This window comes from Echinicola salinicaeni, assembly GCF_014280965.1.
Taxonomy (GTDB): Bacteria; Bacteroidota; Bacteroidia; order Cytophagales; family Cyclobacteriaceae; genus Echinicola; species Echinicola salinicaeni.
In genome coordinates, this window is record NZ_JACODZ010000005.1 from 119,165 (window position 1) to 141,838 (window position 22,674).

General features: G+C 38.8%; 13 protein-coding genes. 3 read left to right on the forward strand and 10 right to left on the reverse strand.

The window, feature by feature from the left end; all coding sequences use genetic code 11:
• Positions 1 to 5 precede the first annotated feature (5 nt).
• From H7U17_RS10540 to H7U17_RS10580, 9 genes are all read right to left on the reverse strand, one after another.
• Positions 6 to 1,811, reverse strand: a complete 1,806-nt coding sequence (locus H7U17_RS10540; RefSeq protein ID WP_186756685.1) for a RagB/SusD family nutrient uptake outer membrane protein — start codon at positions 1,809 to 1,811, stop codon at positions 6 to 8.
• Between the two features lie 16 nt (positions 1,812 to 1,827).
• A complete protein-coding gene (locus tag H7U17_RS10545; RefSeq protein WP_186756686.1) occupies positions 1,828 to 5,115 on the reverse strand; it encodes a SusC/RagA family TonB-linked outer membrane protein in 3,288 nt (1,095 codons plus the stop codon).
• A 416-nt stretch (positions 5,116 to 5,531) separates the two neighbouring features.
• Complete coding sequence (locus tag H7U17_RS10550; protein ID WP_186756687.1) at positions 5,532 to 7,448, reverse strand: pectinesterase family protein; 1,917 nt, start codon at positions 7,446 to 7,448, stop codon at positions 5,532 to 5,534.
• Between the two features lie 40 nt (positions 7,449 to 7,488).
• On the reverse strand, positions 7,489 to 8,277 hold the full coding sequence (locus tag H7U17_RS10555) for a rhamnogalacturonan acetylesterase (protein ID WP_186756688.1): 789 nt from the start codon (positions 8,275 to 8,277) through the stop codon (positions 7,489 to 7,491).
• A 17-nt stretch (positions 8,278 to 8,294) separates the two neighbouring features.
• Positions 8,295 to 9,053 carry a rhamnogalacturonan acetylesterase gene (locus H7U17_RS10560; protein WP_186756689.1) on the reverse strand — a complete coding sequence of 253 codons (759 nt, stop codon included), beginning with the start codon at positions 9,051 to 9,053 and terminating at the stop codon, positions 8,295 to 8,297.
• A gap of 2 nt (positions 9,054 to 9,055) precedes the next feature.
• Positions 9,056 to 10,750, reverse strand: coding sequence for a glycoside hydrolase family 28 protein (locus H7U17_RS10565; RefSeq protein WP_186756690.1), 1,695 nt, complete (start codon positions 10,748 to 10,750; stop codon positions 9,056 to 9,058).
• 8 nt (positions 10,751 to 10,758) lie between these two features.
• A complete protein-coding gene (locus H7U17_RS10570; RefSeq protein WP_186756691.1) occupies positions 10,759 to 12,393 on the reverse strand; it encodes a glycoside hydrolase family 43 protein in 1,635 nt (544 codons plus the stop codon).
• A 43-nt stretch (positions 12,394 to 12,436) separates the two neighbouring features.
• On the reverse strand, positions 12,437 to 13,414 hold the full coding sequence (locus tag H7U17_RS10575; RefSeq protein ID WP_186756692.1) for a pectinesterase family protein: 978 nt from the start codon (positions 13,412 to 13,414) through the stop codon (positions 12,437 to 12,439).
• Between the two features lie 8 nt (positions 13,415 to 13,422).
• Positions 13,423 to 14,661 carry a glycoside hydrolase family 88/105 protein gene (locus tag H7U17_RS10580; protein ID WP_222439191.1) on the reverse strand — a complete coding sequence of 413 codons (1,239 nt, stop codon included), beginning with the start codon at positions 14,659 to 14,661 and terminating at the stop codon, positions 13,423 to 13,425.
• 731 nt (positions 14,662 to 15,392) lie between these two features.
• On the opposite strand from H7U17_RS10580, the gene H7U17_RS10585 reads away from it, so the two are divergent.
• From H7U17_RS10585 to H7U17_RS10595, 3 genes are read left to right on the forward strand one after another with little or no spacing between them, the layout of a single operon-like run.
• Positions 15,393 to 16,433, forward strand: a complete 1,041-nt coding sequence (locus tag H7U17_RS10585; RefSeq protein ID WP_186756694.1) for a LacI family DNA-binding transcriptional regulator — start codon at positions 15,393 to 15,395, stop codon at positions 16,431 to 16,433.
• A gap of 35 nt (positions 16,434 to 16,468) precedes the next feature.
• On the forward strand, positions 16,469 to 17,914 hold the full coding sequence (uxaC, locus tag H7U17_RS10590) for a glucuronate isomerase (RefSeq protein ID WP_186756695.1): 1,446 nt from the start codon (positions 16,469 to 16,471) through the stop codon (positions 17,912 to 17,914).
• A 15-nt stretch (positions 17,915 to 17,929) separates the two neighbouring features.
• Complete coding sequence (locus tag H7U17_RS10595; RefSeq protein WP_186756696.1) at positions 17,930 to 19,348, forward strand: tagaturonate reductase; 1,419 nt, start codon at positions 17,930 to 17,932, stop codon at positions 19,346 to 19,348.
• A 54-nt stretch (positions 19,349 to 19,402) separates the two neighbouring features.
• On the opposite strand, the gene H7U17_RS10600 is transcribed toward H7U17_RS10595, so the two are convergent.
• The gene (locus H7U17_RS10600; RefSeq protein WP_186756697.1) at positions 19,403 to 22,219 is read right to left on the reverse strand and encodes a S9 family peptidase; all 2,817 of its coding nucleotides are present in this window, start codon (positions 22,217 to 22,219) and stop codon (positions 19,403 to 19,405) included.
• Positions 22,220 to 22,674 lie beyond the last annotated feature (455 nt).

Sequence of the window (22,674 nt, forward strand, 5' to 3'; positions counted from 1 at the left end):
AATTCTTAAAATCCATACCCATCATTCGACAAGGTACCTTGGCTACTGGCGATCGCTGATGCCGGCATAGGGAAGATATATCTTACCACACCTGGCTTCGGCCCATTAATATGGTTCTCCCAATCTTTTGTAATCCACTCCTGATAAGTATACTGATCACTATGAAGGGCAAGTAGGAAAGACTGCTGGGTCCAAGTATCATCCGGTGGAGCCACTACTCGTCGATTAGGATTGAGAATGGTAAAGTTTCCAGTTTCATCTACTTTCCAATACATATAATCAGGGTATTGAGTAGTGCCATTAAATGCTGCATCGGCCAGTTCCTTAAGTCCTTCGACCGTTTCAGCCATCTTTTCAGAATAGATTCCCCAACGGATCAATTCATACTTTCTGATCATCTCACCACCAAACTCCCAAGCACGTTCGTCTACAATGGCTTCAAAGAATGTATCCTTGCCTGCAGATACCTGAGAAACATATGCATCCACCCTGCTAGCCCAGTATTGAGGATCAAAGGCCCTCCTTCTTACTCTTTTCAGCGCTTCCTGAGCTTCAGCGGTTGGGCCGTTCAATTCATTTTCAGCCTCAGCATACATTAATAACACATCGGAATATCTCATCATCGGCCAGTTGATCCCTGTTCCTTTGGCGGAAGATGGTCCTGGAGGGTTAGGCAAGAAATGACGGCTCCATTTTCCCTGGCCGATATCCAAACCTCCGTTGACAAATTCGTATTCGAAACTGGTATTTATTTTATACAATGAACAAGTGACATCCCTTCTTATATCCAAGGTGTCAAATGATAAATAATATGTAGGTGGAATGGACATATAATTATTTCCAGACCCAAAACTGTGTGCTGCAGTAGGTCCACCTTCCACTCTTACACCAATATTCCAAGCCACATCACCATTGCCGATCGCAAACGGCACCTCAAATAAGACATCCTCATTCACAGGCGCTTGGAAAGTACACTGGTTCATGAAGATTTGTCTAAAGTCTTCTGGCAATTCACGGTCCTTGAGAGAAATTAACTTCGCTGTATAATCCTTGGCAATCTGATAGTAATCCAAATAATCAGACTCCCTGGCCATGTTCAGGTCTGGCTGCAGATAATATCCGCCCCTTTGAAGGGACAATCTGGCGATCATACCCAAAGTATATTCTCTGTTGACCTGTTCGATACCAAAAGGCACTTGATCGGCCCAAAGCATCTTTGCCTCTGCATCTATCAAGTTTTGAATTTCAGCAGCCAAAATCACATTTCTGTCTTCCTTGGGCTGATTAAATTCATTTCCGGCTTTGGGTGCTTCAGTGATATAAGGCACATCTCCAAAATAATAGGTCAACATACTGTACCAATATGCTCTCAAAGTATAGGCCTCGCCCAACAATTGGTTCATGGTATTTGCCTCTGCCAAATCGGATGATTCCAGCTTGCCACTAGCCAACAGACCCTCAATGGCAATATTCGCATCCCTGATCGCCCGATATGCATAAGTCCACACGATTTCCAAATCACGGTTACTTTCCAAAGCATCCAAATTCCAAATTTGGTACCGGTCTCCATTGCTATTCCACCCACTTTGGCGCTCTATATCTGTATTACCTGTCATATTATTGGATAACCTAGAACGGAAAGCATCCTGACCAAAATGCGAATAAATCGCATTTACCCCTTTTCTTGCATCGTCAACATTCGAAAACACATAATTGGTATCGAAGGTTGAAAGCGATTCCGGCTCCAAGAAGTTATCACATGAAGTCATTAAAGAAACCGCTGCTGCTATTATTAGATATTTTAATTTCATGATACTTTAATCTCTTTTAGAATGTCACATTGATACCGACTGTATAAGACCTGCTTCTAGGGAATGAAGAATAATCCACCCCAGGCGTCAGCGCTGAATAACTACTGCTTCTGGAAGTGCTTACCTCCGGATCGTATCCTGAATAATTTGACCATAGTTTCAAATTATTTCCTGTCGCATAAATACGAAACTGAGACATGCCTATTCTTGAAATCAACTCAGTTGGCAATGAATACCCCACTGTAAGGTTATTCAGACGGATATAAGAACCATCTTCAATAGCCCAAGAGTGAATCACTGCCCCGGCGATACCATAACTATTATGTGACCATATGTTCTTATTTGCATTCAATTCTTCAAGTTGTCCCAGATCAGTGACGATTTCTCCTGGAGTACCAGTGTAACTACCATCCACATCCAAATAAGTAAAGCGGTTTTCCGATGACATCGTAGTCAACATATTACCGTAGCTCACCCTTCTGAACTGGTTATATTGAATTTTGCCGGTATTATAAACATCATTTCCATATTGATAATTAAAGAATATAGCTGCATCAAAGCCTTTCCACCTTGCATTGATCCCCAAACCACCCTGGTTTTTAGGAAGTGCATTACCGATTACCTGACGGTCATCAGCATTGATTTCTCCATCGCCATTAAGATCTTTCAATTTCAAGAAACCAGGTCTAATATTGGTGTTTCCAACCACAGAGGAAGAATTGGAGACTCCTTCCTTCAAAATATATTCATCTGCAACCGCATCGTATCCTTCAAAATCATCCGTTGTATAATAACCATCAGTTACATAACCATACATATCTCCTACTTTGCCTCCTACTCTCAAATAGAAATCATTGATATTGTTGAGATCAGTACTTGCCCAGTTGGACCTAAAAAAACGTTCATCAGTGCCATCCAAAGCAACTACTTTCGACCTATTGATACCAGTATTGAAATTTACAGATAGCGAAAAGTCAGGTCTGTCTATAACAAATGCATTTATCCCCAATTCCACCCCTTTATTAGAAGTACTACCAACATTGTTCCATTGGGTATTAAAACCTGTATTTGATGGGATATCAGAAGTCAATAACAAATCCCTGGTAGTGTTTTCATAAAAGTCCAAACTACCTTCCACTTTGGCCTTGAACAGGGTAAAGTCCAAACCGGCATTTTTGGTTACAGTCGTTTCCCAAACCAAGTTTGGATTATAAAGCGTGCTACTGCTTGGAGTATAGTATACATTATCTACATTTCCAAAACCTGGCCCCCTGTTGGTAGATCCTTCAAATAAGAATTTGGTAGCATCGGTCCTGATACGATCATTTCCAGTCTCCCCGATACTTAACCTTAGTTTCAATTCATCCACCCAAGATGAAGCTTTCAAGAAATCCTCCTCTGAAATTTTCCACCCCACTGCAACGGCTGGGAAAATACCTACACGGTTTTCTTTGGCAAACTTACTGGAAGCATCAGAACGAACAGTGGCAGTAAACAAGTACTTTTTCATGAACTGGTAATTAGCTCTTCCAAATAAGGAGAACCTATTAGCAGCGATTGACTCACTAGTTTCGTGACGATCCACACGTCCAAAAGTCATATTGGCAAACAACTCCTCAGGAGTAATGGACAGACGAAAATCTTCCACCCTGACCATATCACTTTTGCCACCTGTAGAATAAATTTCCTGCCCCACCAAGAAATCAAGATCATGGTCTCCAAGGTTATCAAATTTATATGATACACTGTTTAACCATCTATATGAATGTGAGGTATTCTCATCTTTTACACCAAGCGGAAGACTACCTCCATTATTAAAGGATTCTCCTGTCAATGGACCATAAAACCTAAGGTTCTCTCTAAAACCCCTGGCCCCATTAAATGTGGATTTAAAGTTAAGGTCATCAATTATTTCCCAGGTCAGGCCTGCATTAAATATATAATTGAAATCAGTTCTTTTTCTCCAATCCTGCTTGGCCAATTCTACGGGACTCACCAAGCTCAACAAGAATGACTGAAAATCATCTTCTGAATTTACTTGTGTCAAATCAATATCCAGTTCATCAGCGATACCATTTACAGGTCTAGTCTGAACGGCCTCTTTGATATTGATTTGGGCATTGCCGGAAGTTCCTGCTCCATCCACAACAGTATGGGTAATCCTAGCTCCAGCATCAAATTGTAACCTATCAGTGATGGTCTGGTTCAGCTTAAAGTTGATCACATTCCTTTGGTATCCAGAATTCAACATCAAGCCCTCATCCGTATTATTACTCAGACTGAGCATTAACTTGGTCTTTTCTGTACCTCCCGTGAGTGTCAGGTTATGGTATTGGCTGAGTTTCGGGTCACCAAATAGCTCATCTTGCCAATCAGTACCTGGCTTTTGCTTGTAAAGTTCTAAATCATCATATACTCCATAAAACTTTTCAAAGTTCCTTACTGCTGCATCGGATTGTAATTTGGCATATTCGTAATTGGCCAAAACATATTCATAAGGATCCAGCACTTCATATTTTCTATCTTTAGGAAGACTTTTCCATTGGAAGAAATTATTATAGGAAACAGTTGTTTTTCCTGCTTTTGGCGTCTTTGTAGTAATCACAATTACTCCATTGGCAGCTTGGGCACCATAAATAGCTGTTGCTGCCGCATCTTTCAATACTGTAATTGTTTCAATATCCGTAGGTGGAATATCACGGATACTTCCCACAATAAAACCATCCACTACATACAAAGGAGCATTATCTTGGGTCACAGATCCACCTCCACGCACCCTGATGACAACTTCAGCATCTGGAGAACCATCAGTAGTAAGTACATTGACACCTGGCAGTCGGCCGGTAATTGCCTGTGCCGCGCTTGCAACAGGAATTTTGGCCAGCTCTTTACCAGACATTGAAGCCACAGAACCGGTCATGTCAGTTCGCTTAACAGTTCCATAACCATAATCCACCACCTCTACCATATCCAATTGCGCCACATCCATTTCCATGGTCACATCTATGGTGCTCCTTCCTTCAATTGCAATTTCTTGTTTGATCATCCCAATGGATGAAAAAATCAAAGTTCCATTGGGATCATCAACGGCTAATGTGTAGGCACCGTCCATATCGGTGCTTGTACCTGTGCCAGTTCCTTTTAACAATACAGTGACACCCGGAACGGTTTCACCATCTGAGCTCTTCACTACTCCTGTTATCGTCAATGATTGGGCGGAAAGCTCAACCATGGAGAATATCATGAGCAGCAAAAACAGCGAGAGATATCGGGAAGTGCCCGATAGGTTTTTGGTAAGCATCATTTCGATAATAATTGGGTTTTGTTAATTAATTATTAGTAATCATTGAGTTCTATAGATCTTCTTTTACATATAATGGTAAAACAAGAATCATCTATACCTAGGGAGGGGGTGTAATGCGGTGGGATTCCATATTAATTTATTAAGGGTTTATTTATTTAGTAACTATCTATATTGTGCAATTTGCTTAATGTTGCGCAATCGATTGCATATTAATTAATTAAAATTTTATATACAAGTAAATTCTATACTTATTAATAATAATCAATATATAAACATACTATACTGATTAAATACCAAATAAAAAATCTATATCAATTAATCGATTTAGAATAAAAACACTAAATCGATTAAATTATGTGCAATCGATTACCTTTTACGCAAACGATTCCGTAAATCAGCCAAAAAAAGCCTTTTCCCTACCAAATTTTTCTTAAAAATTGATCGACAAAATTGACTGTTGGAGTGAACCATGGCTCAAAAAGCCAAAACGGATGTGGTGAATCAGGAAAAGCATGTGCTTCAGTATACACCTCCAACTCCGCTAACTTTTTGATCATATCATCCTGGCCAGCATGGAACCTTGGATATTGGCTATTGATATATAATACTGGGACAGCCCTAGCGCTTACTTGATATAAGGCTGATGCATCATCCCAGGTCTCTGGTACCTCAGCATAAGTCCCTCCTAACCATTCTGCAGCGACAGTTCCCTCTTCAGATTCGGGGTGATAGAAAGCCAATACACCATCCATATCTATGATCGCTTGCACATCCGAACTTGATTGATACACGCTGAGATCCGATTCATATTTCTGCAAACCATTGGTCGTACCCACCAATGCGGCCAACTGTCCGCCTGCAGAGCCTCCGGACACAGCTATTTTTGAAGTGTCTAAATTAAATTGATGGGCATGATCCTTTATCCATTTTATGGCATCCTTTATGTCATGTACGCCTGCAGGATAAGGAGCTTCCAAGGACAATCTATAATCCATCACAGCCGTAATATAGTCCCTTGCCGCCAGCGCCTTGGCTAGTGGGATTTGCAATGAACGATCTCCTGATCTCCAGCCCCCACCATGTACAAACAGAATACCAGGAAGAGCTTTATTTCTTTGCTTTTGGGGGTAAAAAACATCCATCTGAAGTTCCCGATAGCCCAGATCCTTATATGGAATATTCATTCTTTCTTTAACTCCACCTATACTTTCAGCATGGACCGGTTTAATATTAGTCAGTTGCTTTAGATACTTCTTATAAGCACTGTTTAATGTATAAGAGGTATCTTTTTGATACCCATACCAAGGAAAACCATACGCGTTCACAGATTTACCCTTACCACTAAAAATTTTTTCTTTGGTAAAATCCTCCAGCTCTTCATCAGTGAGCATATGGGCCCAATCCACCCTTGCCTGCATATTGGATCCTTCACCAGTAGAATTATATTCTGCATAAAAAGTAGTCTTTTCCTTTTCTGGACTACCCCAATTATGCCAACCTTCTGGAACGATGTGTTTACCCATTTCACAATCAATAAAAACAGTTTGGGCATAATCCCTCCATGGCCGGCCTAAAAAAACCTTGTCTACTCCATCTGCGGCCGTGAGCTTACAGTTTTTAAATACATACCCATAATCCACCCAGTTAGGTGTTGATGCTGCTGTGATATAAGAATTGGATTTGGAATGAATTTCGCAATTCTCAAACAAGGCAGTAGCAGACCCGAAAATAAAATCGGTAGTACCTTCTATATAGCAGTCCTTGTAATATTGCCTGCTATTTTCACCTGAAGCAAACATGGTATCTTGATCTCCTTTAAAATGACAGTTTTCAAACAGTAGTCGATCTCCCTCAGCATGCAAAGCCACTGCTTGCCCCACACTTCCAGCGGTATTTTGTATCGTCAGGTCTTTAAAAATCAAACTATTGCCCCAAACCAAAAGTGTATAGGAATCAAAAGTATCCATATAATTTTTTCCGGTATGATCATCATAGGTGATGATGGTTTTGTCTGGACCATCCCCTTTAAAAGTAACATTGGTTATGGTACCAGGTATCTCTAACTTCTCTTTATAAACTCCTTCTTTGATATAAACCGTTATTGGTTTTGGAAGATATACCCTGATGGCCTCCAAGGCATCCGCGATGTACAAAAAATCCCCAGAACCATCTTTAGCTACTACGATATCTTCCTGTACTTTTCCTTTAAGATCTTTGATTTTGCCATCTTTGGGATAAGAATTGACATGTTGGGAAAAACCAACTTGGACAAAGCCTCCGATAAGTAAAATTAAAAAAGTCAGCCTTATACTATTCACAAGTTTTAACCTCATCTTATTTTACTTTAAATATGTAGTGATTGCTTAAATTGGTCTATTTCAATTGAGTCATGGCCTGATAGACCAGTCCTGCCACTGCTTTGGCTCCTTCAGGTTGAAAATGAGTATTATCATTACTCCCTTCGGGATAAGCCTCATAAATACCTGGACCAAAATTCATAAAATAATGCTCAGTGACATACGCTTTCCCTTTCTGGGTAAAATGATCCATGGACAATTGTGTAAGGTCAATCAATAACGCATCCAGTTCTGCTGCTACTTCTATTACGGCTTCGTAATAAGCGCCATGTACATTTTGAAGCTTTCCTTCTTTCCAAGGATAATTCCTATTGACGGGGGTCAAAACAATTGGAATTGCATTCTTTTGTCTGGTTTGACTCACATAAAGTCTGATGTACTCCATATAGCCCTCAATGTTTACATACCGCTCTGGTTTATTTTCTGCAGCATCATTATGACCAAATTGCATAAGGACCAAATCTCCCGCTTCAAGTTCTTCATAAACTTTTCTCCAACGTCCCTCTTCAAAAAAAGTCCTGGTGCTTCTTCCTCCTCTTGCTCGATCATCCACCAGCACCGAGTCTCCTTGTATCAAACCATTCAAATTGGGAAGATTTCCCTTGCTCATAAATGCTTGAAAGGTCTGACCCCACCCCATTACCGGATACCTGGTTTTCATATAGTCCTTTCCAGGATCATAATCACCACTATAGTCTGCAACAGTTGAATCGCCAATCAGGTATACCTTGACAACCTTTTCCTTTGGTCGAAACCCTAAAAAGGCCGAAAACACAATAATGAGCAAAAAACTAATGTATTTCATAAATCTAAATTTCGTTCCTAATCTTTCAAGAAAATCACCAGCTCTGGTAATTCCCTTCTGAGCTCTTCCACAGCAAGGTCGCAAAATTTAAATGCACCTGTTGGAGAAAGGTGGGTATCATCTGATCTTCCTTCTGGAAATTTAGCATAATCCCCCGGCCTGTAATGCAAAAACAATTCCTTGGATTTCTCCACGCCAAATTGCTCCAATACTTCAATGGTCTTTTTGTGCATATCGAAAAGAGGAAGGCTAAATTCCTCTGCAACCTCTCTCACTACCTCCGAATACCGACCATGGGTATCCTGGAGCAGCCCATTTTCATCAAAACTTCTTCTGGAAATGGGAGTGGCCAAAATTGGCTTTCCTCCTTTTTCATAGGTTTCTTCGATATACCTGATCAAATTATTTCTATAATCTGTATCGGGAGCAGCATATCGATCAGGTGATTTCTCTTTTTGATCATTATGGCCAAACTCTATCAAAACATAGTCACCAGGTCGAATACTCTGATAAACTTTGTCCCAATGCCCTTCATCCCTGAAACTCTTAGTACTACGTCCATTCAACGCATGATTTTCTACTTTTACACCATCCTTAAAATAAAGACCAAATACCTGCCCCCAACCTTTTTCAGGATTGCTTCCGGAATAAGGTTTGTTGGCCAATGTGGAATCGCCAATCAAAAAAATAGTAATCTCTTCTTTCTCATTCCCTTTATAGGAGCTTATACCGACGACTACTAACAGTAAACCAATTACAAATAATATTCTCTTCATAATCATTGAACTTTTACAGCATCTTTAGGCAATTCCTTCCCTAGTGTCAATTGATCCTTGTAGGATTTAAAATCATTAATGTCAAAATGAATATCACGGCTCAGCTTACCTAAAACCCGAACAGGCTTTTTACCATTTTCATTAAAGGCAAAACCTTTTACCTTCACATTTTGACTGTTATAGATCGTTAGGGCTGAGGTTTTTTCCGCGATTACTTTGACATCAGTCAATGTCAAACCATCAGTATCGATCACTGTGATTCCCTGCTTAGCTTCTAGCAAAGCATGCTCTAGATGGACATTCTCTAAACTTTTTTCTGGCAGCCCCATAAAAAAACCAGCCTTACCTGAACCGGTTGCTGTGATATTCTTCATAAATATATTTCTGAAAGCAGGCGTCTCTTCTGTCACTGTCACCAAAGTTTCGTCCCGAGCTTCGTCTGAGGCATCTTGATCTTCTTCCAGAATCGGAGAATTCCCGCCATAAAACATATTAAATCTTATGGCTTCAGTAGGAATATTGATCATATCAATGTCTGATATAAAAATATTTTCGACTACTCCACCTCTACCTCGGGTGCTTTTAAATCTCAAGCCCACATCTGTACCGATAAATGTGCACTCGGATACATGGACGTTTCTTACCCCTCCTGACATCTCACTCCCTACTACAAAACCGCCATGTGCGTGATAGACAGTGTTATTTTTTACAACCGCATTCTCAGTTGGGATACCTCTATCCCTTCCGTCTTTATTTTTTCCTGATTTGAAACAAATGGCATCATCGCCCACATCAAAGGTATTATTATAGATCAATGTGTTTTTGCAACTCTCCAAGTCTAATCCATCTCCATTTTGGCTGTACCAAGGATTCCTTACACTGAGATTCCTTATGACCAAATCTTCACACATTAAAGGATGTATATTCCAAGCTGGAGAATTTTGAAAGGTTGGCCCATCCAATAACACCTGCTTACATTTGACCAAACTCACCATTACTGGTCTAAGGAAATCTTTTACCGAATTCAATTCATCCTGTGATATTAAATCTGGGACATTGAAGTTGGTGCTGCTCATATACCCCTTTTTGGAAGATTCACTCGGAAACCAGATTTTACCATCTTCCGATAGCACCCCACCAGATTTGTTTAGGGCTTTCCATTGACTATCCGTCATTTTTCCTTTCTTAACAGGACGCCAAGCATCGCCGTTTCCATCAATTACTCCAGCACCGGTAATCGCTATATTTTCAGCTCCTAATGCATTAATTGGAGACTCACACCTCACTGTATTTAAGCCCTCAAAACTTGTTTCAATCAAGTCATAATCATCAAATTCACTGCTAAACAAAAGCAAAGCTCCTTCTTCCAAATGAAGGTTTATATGGCTTTTTAAGGTGATCGGACCAGTTAACCAAATTCCTCTGGGTACAACCAATTTCCCACCGCCTTCTTGACTGAGCGCTAGAATAGCTTGCCTAAAAGCTGCTGTGTTTTTAAACATGCCATCACCTTTTGCCCCAAAGTCTACAATATTCACTGTCTTGTCTGGAAAAGAAGGCAATTTGACTTTTGGCATATCAAACTCAACCCCCTCATAAAGACTCGGGTCGATACCTGCGATTTTCTGTGCTTTAACCTGTAAAGTGCTAACTAAACAGGTTATTACCATTAAAGCTATATAATAGGTATTTTTCATTGGGTATATTATTTTGTAAATCTAAACCAATCTATATCGGCATAACCTGAATCATTGATTTTGGTATTTCTAACTGCAAACAAGCCTACTTTGGCTCCAATCCATTTGCCGGGAACTGCTGTAAACTCCTCATTGATTTCAACAAACCTCTTTCCGTTTTCACTATAGCTGAATTGGCAAGCGGCGCCTTCCTGTACTTCAACCCTAAGTTGAATGGACTTGCCTGAAAGCTTCTTAATCACTGTTTCCTTTTCTGGCTTACCATGTTCGGCGTCCTCACATTCCACATACTTTAGGTAAAGCCCATCTTCTTGACTTTCCAATGCGAGATAAGCATAACTCATCCCCATCACCAACAATCCGGCTTTTTCATTTATCAGCTTTTTGTTAGGGTAAAAAGTCAATTTTGTTGTAGTCGTAAAGCTTTCTGCCGGGAATTTCTGAAGCAAAAGATTGGGCACCTCCCAAAGGTTCCTAGCTCCTTCTGGAGCCTGATCTGTGTATAACCTTAAATATCCTTTCGAAGGGTTGGTATATGCCCAAGTAGCTTTGGGATTAGCATGCCATTGCCATTGCAGCCCTAAATCATTGCCATCAAATTCATCGGTATCGGTTGGTGTCGCCAATGGATATGACTTCCCTACATCTGGTTTTTTATATTGCATTACAGGATGACCAGTACCATCTCCATCAAGGTCTTCACCCATGGTAGGCCAATCATTTTCCCAAAACATAGGCTGCATATGCACGATTCGACCATAAGCCTCTTTATCTTGAAAATGCAAAAACCAATTTTCCCCATTCTCCAATTCAACCCAACCTCCTTGATGAGGCCCATTGATTTCTGTATTTCCTTGTGCCAAGGCAATATGCTCTTCGTAGGGACCATAAGGTTTTTTGGAGCGCAGGATCAATTGCCAACCAGTAGAAACACCACCGGCAGGGGCAAAAATATAATAGTATCCGTTTCGCTTATAGAATTTTGTCCCTTCCACGGTTGGATGGTTTTCATGACCATCAAAAACCAATTTCCCTGGTCCTATCGTTTTGGTCCCATCAGGACTAAGTGGTTTTACGACAAGCACACTTTTTATCCCTGCCCTACTCCCAGCAAAAGCATGGGACAAATACGCTTTCCCATCTTCATCCCATAAAGGACAAGGGTCAATCAATCCTTTCCCTGCTTCTACCAAAACAGGTTCTTCCCAATCTCCTGCGGGGTCTTTGGTTTTTACCATATAAATCCCAAAATCCGGATCTCCCCAATAAATATAATACTCGCCATCATGAAACCTTATAGCAGGCGCCCAAACGCCATTGCCATGCTGAGGCTTACTGAAGTGGTCAAATGGTGGCAACCTATCCAAAGCATAGCCTATTAAATTCCAGTTTACCAAATCCTTTGAGTGTAATATTGGCAAGCCAGGACTTGCATTAAAGCTGGAAGCTGTCATATAAAAATCATCTCCTACCTTACAAAGGTCTGGATCGGAATAGTCAGCATGTAAAACTGGATTAATAAAAGTACCATCACCTTGATCAGCTACCCAAACATCTGATATTTTAGCATTTTGGGATTTAGCCGAAAAAGAAAACCAAAAAGTCAACAATAGGATGTTTAAGAAGAATTTACTGAATTTCATTATTTTGGGGTTAAGGTTATTAATGGACGATAAAAATTGATCATTAATCAACTAGACTCAAAGGCTCCCATTCATCATCTCCTTTTAAAATATTATGTATCGTATAAGCTTCCCCAATATCTGAAGTGAGCTGCCACGACCATAAAACCCTTTCATCTGGAGCTGCTCCAGGCCCGACCGACCTGTATTCAGCATAGAAGCAGTTTTCTTCCGCCGCTGGTTTGTCCCAATTATGCCAACCTTCTGGTTTGATATGAGCTCCTAGTTCGCAGTTAATAAATACAGTTTGGGCATACTCTCGCCAAGGCCTGCCTAGATAAACACTATTTTCGGGAGCATCACCCGTGAGTTTACAATTAATAAATACTAAACCATGTAGGCTCTTTTTATCTGTTGATGCTGCTGTTATATAGTGTCCACCCTCTTTGGAATATATTTCGCAGTCTTCAAACACTGCAGTTGACCATCCAAAAATAAAATCAGTTGTGCCTTCTATATAACAATTCTTATAGTACTGTCTGCTGTCTTTTCCATGCACATATAATGTGTCCTGAAATCCCAAAAACCGGCAATTTTCAAAAAACACTTTATCTCCATCTACTCTTACTGCCACAGCTTGCCCTACTGGGCCTGAAGAGTTTTCAAAAGTGATATTCTTGGCATAAAAGTTATCCCCAAAAACAAAAAAACTGGATGAACCCGTAGTTCCTAGTTCTTCTCCAAAACTGTTTTTCTTTGAGGCAAAATCATCATAGGTCACCACTGTTTCTTCAACATTGTCCCCTATAAGATGTACATTGGTTTTAGTTGCTGCTAAAGTCAATTTCTCCTTATAGGTCCCTGGCTTTAGATGAATCCTGGTAATATTCTTCCTGAAATCAGGTATACTATTAAAAGCTTCTTGAATGCTTTTAAAATCGCCAGAACCATCTTTGGCTACCACAATGTCAAAATCCTGAGCACTTACCAAGTGACTGAACATCATGGAAATCAGGAAACATACATTAAATAAAATCTTCATAAGTTGGGTTATTTGATCATTTCATACTGCAAAGAAGCAAGGATGAATGGGCCTACTCCCTTGGGGTCGTTAATCCTTATCGGTTCATTAATATAATATTCATAAGAACCATCCCTATAAGGATCCCCACCTAATCCGGCAACACCGCAAACATTGGTGATGCTTATCCCTCCATCCTCATCTTCCCGAATAAATTCATTTATCAAACCATTATAGGCATTTATTCCAGCATCTTTATATTTTTTATCCAAATACCCCTTGGAAGATCCTTTTAGCAGGAAATAAGCAAACATACTAGAACATGAAGATTCCAAATAGTTTCCTTCACGATCACCTTGGTCCACGACTTGGTACCAAACACCCGTTTCATCTTGGTATTTCACAATTCCTGCAGCTATTTTCTTAGCTACATCAATAATCATATTTCGCTTAGGATGATTTTCCGGTAAATAGTCCAAAACATCAACCACCGCCATACTAAACCAACCTATACTCCTTCCCCAATAATTTTTTGAAAGACCAGTCTCTGGGTCCGCCCACCTTTGCTCTTTGCTTTCATCCCAAGCATGATGATACAGACCAGTTTCTTCACTGTAACCATATTTATCCATTACGTAGATTTGATTGGCGACATCATCAAAAAGCATCGACTCATCAAATACTGCAGCATATCTTGCTAAAAATGGAGATCCCATATATAATCCATCCAACCACATTTGATGTGGATATACTTTTTTGTGCCAAAAACCTCCCTCAGAATTTCTAGGGTGCTTTCTCATCTGATCCCTTAATTCCTCTACTGCCAGTTGATACTTTTCTTTGCCTGTTTCTTCGTAAAGTCCAATCAAAAATTTCCCTCCGTTTACCCTGTCTATATTAAAATCTGACTTTTTATAGGTTTTGATTTCACCTTGATCATTGATCATGAAATCTGCAAAGTTCAAAATATAATCCAAAAATCTTTCCTCACCAGTCTTTTCATAAACCTTCTCCATAGCTGTCATGATAAGTCCATGGGTGTATTCCCACTTTGGTTTTTCGTTGAAGTCCAATGTCCACCCCTTGGGGTTTCTTTTAATTTCTGAATCAGCCATCCAAGTAGAATACACTTGGGTATTGGCTTCTTTTTCAGTACTCTTGGCCTCCCCTCTATTTTCTTCAACGGTTTTTGACTGACAGGAAAATAATCCCACTATAAGCGATAATGCAAGAAATATTTTTTTCGAAACAACTGGTTTTTGGGTCATATACATAGGAAAAAGGTTATTTTTCTAAAATCATTAACTATAAGGTCTTTTACGGGGATTGTTTAAATCCAACACCTTAGTCGTTTCTAATTGTTATGGGAGACAAAACGACGTCTAAAAAAATAAAATTCAAATGAATTTGTCCAAAAAATGCTGCAAGAACCTTTATAATATCATTGGATGTATTCATGTTATTTGGGATTTTAATTGACTATTTATAAGAAGCCTAGGTTTTCAAATCAAACAGAAATATCTCCTTCAAGCGAAGGAGACATTTCGTATCATTAACCCTAAACTAATTATATACAATTCTTAATTATCCCTCTGAAAGTGAAAACACTCACCTATCAAAAGGATGATTACTCAATTTGTACACAACAATGAGCAATCGATTGCATAGTTAATTATTTTTTATGACACTTTAAAATTTTATCCTAAAAAATCGACAAAATAACCATAAACAAGTCGACATATTTGATCATACAAAGTCTTTATACTTAAAATACAGCTTAAAACAGTAAAAAAATATATTTATTTTTCTTGACATAGGAGGAATAAATGAGCTATATTGCGCAAACGATTACATCAATAAATTAGTATAGATGTAAAATAATGCAATTACCCATTATTATATAATGCCAAAAAGCTTTGAGTGGACAGTCAATAAAATTTATATGACTTAAGTTAAAGTTAAGTAGTACATTTGAGTTTTTGGCAACCAGACTAAAGCGATGAACAAAAGAAAAAAAGCGACCATCCATGATATAGCTTCAAAGCTCGGCATAACTGCAAGTACTGTCTCAAGGGCCTTAAACAACCATCCAAGAATCAGCGATGCGACTAAAAAACTGGTTCAAAAAGCTGCCAAAGAAGTAAATTACCAACCTAATAATATAGCCGCTGCCCTTAGAAATGGAAGGAGTAAATTGATTGGTATCGTAGTTCCAACGGCCAACAGGAATTTCTTTTCATCGGTAGTCAGAGGTATTGAGGAAATTGCCAACCAACTCAATTACAAAGTAATCATTTGTCAATCTTACGAAAATTTTGAAAAGGAAACTCAAACTGTTGATGCATTATTGAGTGCAAGGGTGGATGGAATCATCATGTCAATTGGAAAAAATACAGATGATTTTGAGCATTTGGAAAGAGTTGTTGAAAAAGGCATTCCCCTTGTTTTGTTTGATAGGATCACGGAAGAAGTAGCCGTTAACCAGGTAGTGATTGATGATTATATCGGTGCTTACAAATCTGTAGAACACTTAATCCAAAATGGTTTTACCAAAATCGCACACTTTACCAATCCCCGAAAAATAAATATTTATAGTGAACGACTTCGAGGCTATGCTGATGCTCTAAAAGAAAATGGAATCCCCTTTGATCAAAACTTGATCATCGAAAGTAATATGCAGCTGGAAGATGGACAGCAAAGCACCTTAAAGATGTTAGAGGAAGGGATTGATTTTGACGCCATATTCTCATCCAGTGACTATGCTGCTATGGGAGCCTTACAAATCCTTAAAGACAAAGGCATAAAAGTACCGGAAGATGTAGGGATTGCCGGCTTTGGAAATGAACCTTTCACATCTTTTACCACCCCTTCGTTGACCACCGTTGACCAAGTCAGTATTCCCATGGGCAACGTGGCCGCAGAATTATTCTTTGAACTGTTGAAGGCTGATCCTAAAAAGTTTGTTCCACAAAAAACAGTGCTCAAGCCAGAGCTAATCATCCGCGGTTCCTCGACCAGAAAAGTCACACAAGTCAAATAAGAAATATTATTCACATCTAAATAAAAAGAAGAAAAATGTTGGACGAAGTGAGCAATCGATTGCATGATAAACGTAAAAACTTCCTTGACGAGGATTTTTTACTGCAAAGTGAATTTGCAAGTACCCTTTACCATGATTATGCAAAAGATCTACCAATCATCGATTATCATTGTCACCTTTCCCCTAAAGACATCGCTGAAAATAGACAGTTTAAGAATCTAACAGAAATTTGGCTGGCTGGTGACCACTATAAATGGAGAGCTATGAGAACACTTGGTGTGGACGAAAAATACATTACAGGGAAAGCTTCAACCGACCAAGAGAAATTCGAGAAGTGGGCAGATACTGTCCCCTACACTTTAAGGAATCCTCTATACCACTGGACACACCTTGAGCTAAAAAGATACTTTGGGATTGACACTCTATTAAGTTCAGATTCTTCTGGAAGCATCTATGAAAAGGCATCTTCCTTACTTCAAACTTCTTCTTATAGCGTCCAAGGATTACTAGAAAAAATGAATGTAGAAACAGTCTGTTCCACAGATGACCCTGTTGATAGCCTTGAATTTCATGTGAAAGCAAAAAAAGAAGGTATCAAACCTAATTTGTTTCCAGCATTTAGACCTGATAAATCTTATGCTGTTGAAAATCCGAACGACTACCTAGATTATATCCAAAAGTTGGAGGAAGCATCTGGTATTGAAATCAAAAACTATAATGACCTGTTGCAGGCATTAGAAAACAGGGTTGACTTTTTCCATCAGCATGGTGGCCGACTTTCTGACCATGGATTGGAACAATTATACTTCTTCAAATTGGGCAAATACAATACTGACAAGTTATTTTCTAAGCTCCAATCCCATCAATCATTGACACAAGAAGAAATCAATTACTTTAAATTTGAAACCCTGCTCCATTTAAGCAAAATGTATCATGCTAAAGGATGGACCCAGCAATTCCATTTAGGGGCATTAAGGAATACAAATGATAGAATGATGAGCATACTTGGTCCAGATACCGGGTTTGACTCTATAGGGGATTTCTCCCAAGCAGCAGCCATTGCCAGCTTTTTAAACCAGCTGGATAGTACCGACCAATTGGCAAAGACCATACTTTACAACCTGAACCCTGCAGACAATGAGGTCATGGCTACGATGATAGGTAATTTTAATGATGGTTCTGTAAGAGGAAAAATCCAGTTTGGATCAGGATGGTGGTTCTTGGATCAAAAGGATGGCATGGAAAAACAAATGAATGCCTTATCCAATATGGGGCTCTTAAGTTGTTTTGTAGGAATGCTTACTGATTCCAGAAGTTTCCTCTCCTTCCCTCGTCATGAGTATTTCCGAAGAACATTATGCAACCTTCTTGGAAATGATGTGGTGAACGGAGAACTTCCAGCGGATGAAAAATGGCTAGGTAAAATTGTCAGTGACATCTGTTATTACAATGCAAAAAATTACTTTCAGTTTGAACAATAGAAACTCATATAAACCATGAAAACACTCAATAGACAAAATATCCCTCAATTTCCTGAAAGGCCCGTTAAGGTACTTCAATTTGGAGAAGGCAATTTTTTAAGGGGTTTCGTAGACTGGATTATTGATATCATGAATGAAAAAACAGATTTCAATGGTGATGTTCAAATTATCCAACCCATTCCTCAAGGAATGGGAGATCTTATCAATCAACAAGAGGGACTTTACCATGTGCAGTTAAGTGGTATTCAAAATGGCATTGCCAAAGAATCTACCCGTCTTATCAACTGTGTGAAGGGGGTGCTAAATCCATATGAGGACTATCAGGCCTATTTGAAATTGGCAGAAAACCCTGATTTGAAATTCATTATCTCCAATACCACTGAAGCAGGAATTTCGTTTAACCCTAATGATGACAGTAAAGACAAAATTCCCGACTCTTTTCCTGGTAAATTAACAGCGCTGTTATATCACAGATTTGAAGTTTTCAATGGGGGCAAGGAAAAAGGGCTGCATATCATCCCCTGCGAACTCATAGATAAAAATGGAGAGAAGCTTAAAGAAACCATATTGCAATATGCTTCACTTTGGCAACTACCAAAAGGATTTATCGATTGGTTAAATGCGAGCAATACTTTTTCAAACACCTTAGTAGATAGGATTGTCCCTGGGTTTCCGAAAGAAACGATAAAAGAAATCCAAAGCGATATTGGCTATGAAGACAACTTGGTTGTTAAGGCTGAACCTTTCCACCTATGGGTGATCGAAGGACCTGAAGCAATCAAAGAAGATTTCCCAGCTGATAAGGCCGGTTTGGACGTAATTTTCGTAAAAGACCAAAGCCCATACAGAACGAGAAAAGTAAGAATTTTGAACGGAGCCCATACCTCTTTGGTACCTGTAGCCTATTTAAATGGCTTAAGAACAGTAAGGGAATCAGTGGAAGATCCAAAAGTAGGAAAATTTCTCAACGACACCATTCAGAATGAAATCATCCCAACTTTAGATCTACCCAAAGAAGAGCTGAAGCAATTTGCCAATGATGTCATGGACCGCTTTAAAAACCCTTTTGTAAAACACCTTCTAAGCTCCATTGCCCTGAATTCAATTTCTAAATTCAAAGTAAGGGTACTTCCATCATTATTGGAATACAAAGAACGAAAAAACGAACTTCCTCAGAATTTAATACATTCTCTTGCAGCATTACTTCTTTTCTATAAAGGAACATTTAATGGTGAAGAGACTCCAGTTAACGATAATGAGGAAATTATGAGCTTTTTCAAGAATATTTGGGAATCTGATGATCTCGAAAAAGTAGCCCACGAAGCCCTAAGGAATATTGAACTTTGGGATATTGATTTAAGTACCATTGAAGGTCTCGAAGCTGCAGTAATCCAGCAAATGAACCTAATCAGTGAGTTGGAAAAAGTAAAATAATAAGTTTCACTTCAGTAGGCACTAAAGAAAGGGAGGCTTTGAACCTCCCTTTTCCTATTCTGATAATTCATATTTTAAAGTTTTCCCCTTTTCAACTGCTGGAATTCCTTCCTTCATCCATAAAGGAGCAGGAGCGCCTTTGAGATAGTGATCGAAAAACTGTGAAAGCCTGATCGAAAGGTCCTTTCTATTCTTTCTTTTCCTCAGGTTATGATCTTCCCCGTTATAGACCAAAAACCAAGCAGGTGTCCTATTTCTTTTTAAAGCCATGAAAAATTCAATCCCTTGGTACCAAGGAACTGCACCATCTGCATCATTATGCATGATCAAAACAGGTGTCTTGACCCTATCAGCATAAAATAAAGGCGAGTTTTCAATATAATGCATAGGCTTTTCCCAAAGGGTCCCTCCTATTCTTGACTGCGTCTGCTCATACTGAAACATCCTACTCATTCCCGAGCCCCAGCGAATCCCTCCATAGGCCGATGTCATATTGGACACAGGAGCACCTGCACCGGCAGCCTTGAACATATCTGTTTGGGTGATCAAATAAGCTACTTGATAGCCACCCCAACTTTGACCTTGAATAGCTATGTTTTCTGAATCCACATATCCTTTGGCTACGACAGACTGTACCCCCGGGACTACACAATCATAGGCACTTGGTCCCGGCAAACCTATTTCATATTTAATATCAGGAACAAAAACCACATAGCCATTACTTACAAAATAAGATATATTGATGATCGAGGCACTAGGTGCTGGGCTGATATAATTATGAAGACTATTTGACCTTCTTTCATAGAAATAAACCATCATCGGATATTGTTTATTTCCATCAAAGTTTTCCGGTTTATAAATCAAACCTTGTAAAGAATCGCCTTTTAAGGTCATATATTCTGTTAGCTCAACTGTTCCCCAATTGATATTTTCCTGCTGTGGATTGGCATTAGAAAGTTCAGTCAGATTAAAACTCCCCAATTTTGTAGCATATACATCCGGATATTCATGAAACGTAGACCTTCTTAAAATTAAATCGTCTGTATTTTTCGCTTTATCCAAACCAAAATAGCGATGATCCGAATATATCAGTTCCTTCGGCTCCAAGTCTCCTTTGATATCCCCTAAGAAATAGCCACTTTTTTTATTTCTATCATTAAATGCAGACAGAACAAAGGGAGCTTTGGGGTCTATATAATTCTTTTCGCTATCCAGTACTTCTCTTCTAAAAACAATGTGCTTCTTTTCTCCAAGCTTCTTTGTCAAACAAACTGGGGTTTGCTTTGATTTGGGATCTATTTTCCAAATATCATATTGATCATAGACAATAACAGCCTCATCCTTCTCCATCCAACCCGCAAAACCATAGGAACCTGGCATGCTCGGACTATCATGTAATTGATCATAGAAATCTCCTCCAATACCATCGGTAAGGTTAATCAATTTATCCTCAGCAATATCATAAGCTAACCAAGCGCTATCCCTATAACTATACCAGTTTACGTACTTTCCTTCAGGTGACAAACTTGGATATCCGCTGGCATTTTCAACGATTAACTTTCTTCCGCCAGTTGTAATATCCACGAGATAAAAATCCCTACCAATCTGTATATCCCAACTATAATTAATTCGATAAGGACTATCATCTGTTGCAATGGCCAAATCAAGCTTTGCCCTACGGTCCAAATTTATATTCTCCAACTGCCTATCTGCCAATTGCACCACCTTACCTGATTTTAATTCATAAACAGCTAGGAAGGTCTTGTTTTCGTCCCTTGATTTATTTTTCAACTGCATTGGCTGGATCTCTAAGTCATTCCACGACCAAATATCCAATGAAACCCTCTCTTCATCCAAGATAGTGGTATCCTCTTCATAGGCATATTTCTTATAATCCTCTTTCAAACTAAAAAAAAGTTTATCACTCTTTTCAGAAAACTGAAGCCTTCCATTTTCTGCTACTCTACTCTTAGGTAATATCCCCTCAGTATCCTTGCTTACAATCTCTTTCTTCGTCTCCTTTCTAATGTCAAAAAGGAATAACTGATAATAAGGCTCTTCGGATTTTGCCGAATCTTTAGTGGCTGTAAAAGCAAATCTTTTCAAATCCTTGGACAAGGCCACATTTCCATACTTGGTTTTACCTGTGTCAACAGTTATTTCTTCTCCATTCTCCAAATCCAAAAGAGAAATCCCAGCATTGTTAAGGGTATCCTCCTTTGCATTTATCATATACAACCAATCTCCCTCCTCTGAAAAGCCATATTTATTCACCCTATCAAATTGATACGTAATACTTCCTTCAAAATTCCTCACCACCAACTTCGTCCCATCTGTCTTCAGCTTCTTATGTTTATCAGCTTTTTTTACAGAATCGCTTGCTGTACTATCTTTGATATCTTTTTCTTGATGAAAATGGATAGCCAACCAATTTCCTTTCTTTTTTGCTACCTTATAAGATTTTATCTCAGGCAATTTCTCTACAGCCTCCTTTTCCATATTCAAAATAAAAAGACTGTCCTTGGGCATTTCCTTTGACCCGACTTCATTTAATTTCAATGACCGGATTGAATCCTTTTCAGCTTTTATTATGCCTACAGCCCATTTACCGTCATTAGAAAAATTGAAATCTGTACCCCTGGATACTGTAATCATCTTACTTGGATGATCATGGGACACCACCTCAAACCGACCATCTCCATCTTGTGGGTTCACTTCATATCCTACCCAATGGCCATCATCTGTAATTTTGGTTGAAGAAATTGCCTCCCATTGATCATAATCTTTATGAGTGAGCGGCCTTTTCTGTTGACCAAAGGCTGAAACAGCTAAAATGAATAATGAAAAAACAATTGCAATCCTTTTCGTCATATTTAAGAAGGGTTAATATTTTCGGTAAATAACTTGATGATTGACAAATTATAAATATCCATCAATTTTCGACAAACAATCCTAGTCCAATGGTTAGATTTTATTATAAACAGTGCGAAAACAATCCCACCTAAAAAAAGATATTAAACGAAAAGCCCCACGCTTATCTGGTAAAGAGAAAAAACTAATCACAATGTATTCCGAATTATTTATAAATAATTTACATAAAAAGATAATTTCATTCCAAAAAAGCTGTTTCAATTAAATCATGGAATTCGAAAGGAAATAAAACAAAAAAGTCCTGCCAATGGCAAGACCCTTTTCAGAATATAAACCCAAATATAACTTTAGAGATTAAAAGTTTCGATTTCAAAACCATTGCAAAAGAATAAGATTTCGTTTTAAACCAAAAATTATTTTAAACCTATGGAATAAACACCAAATATTCCTCTCTA

Coding starts and splice junctions, on each gene's coding strand:
- H7U17_RS10540 (WP_186756685.1), bottom strand. CDS start 1,811: ATGAAATTAAAATATCTAATAATAGCAGCAGCGGTTTCTTTAATGACT.
- H7U17_RS10545 (WP_186756686.1), bottom strand. CDS start 5,115: ATGATGCTTACCAAAAACCTATCGGGCACTTCCCGATATCTCTCGCTG.
- H7U17_RS10550 (WP_186756687.1), bottom strand. CDS start 7,448: ATGAGGTTAAAACTTGTGAATAGTATAAGGCTGACTTTTTTAATTTTA.
- H7U17_RS10555 (WP_186756688.1), bottom strand. CDS start 8,277: ATGAAATACATTAGTTTTTTGCTCATTATTGTGTTTTCGGCCTTTTTA.
- H7U17_RS10560 (WP_186756689.1), bottom strand. CDS start 9,053: ATGAAGAGAATATTATTTGTAATTGGTTTACTGTTAGTAGTCGTCGGT.
- H7U17_RS10565 (WP_186756690.1), bottom strand. CDS start 10,750: ATGAAAAATACCTATTATATAGCTTTAATGGTAATAACCTGTTTAGTT.
- H7U17_RS10570 (WP_186756691.1), bottom strand. CDS start 12,393: ATGAAATTCAGTAAATTCTTCTTAAACATCCTATTGTTGACTTTTTGG.
- H7U17_RS10575 (WP_186756692.1), bottom strand. CDS start 13,414: ATGAAGATTTTATTTAATGTATGTTTCCTGATTTCCATGATGTTCAGT.
- H7U17_RS10580 (WP_222439191.1), bottom strand. CDS start 14,661: ATGACCCAAAAACCAGTTGTTTCGAAAAAAATATTTCTTGCATTATCG.
- H7U17_RS10585 (WP_186756694.1), top strand. CDS start 15,393: ATGAACAAAAGAAAAAAAGCGACCATCCATGATATAGCTTCAAAGCTC.
- uxaC (WP_186756695.1), top strand. CDS start 16,469: ATGTTGGACGAAGTGAGCAATCGATTGCATGATAAACGTAAAAACTTC.
- H7U17_RS10595 (WP_186756696.1), top strand. CDS start 17,930: ATGAAAACACTCAATAGACAAAATATCCCTCAATTTCCTGAAAGGCCC.
- H7U17_RS10600 (WP_186756697.1), bottom strand. CDS start 22,219: ATGACGAAAAGGATTGCAATTGTTTTTTCATTATTCATTTTAGCTGTT.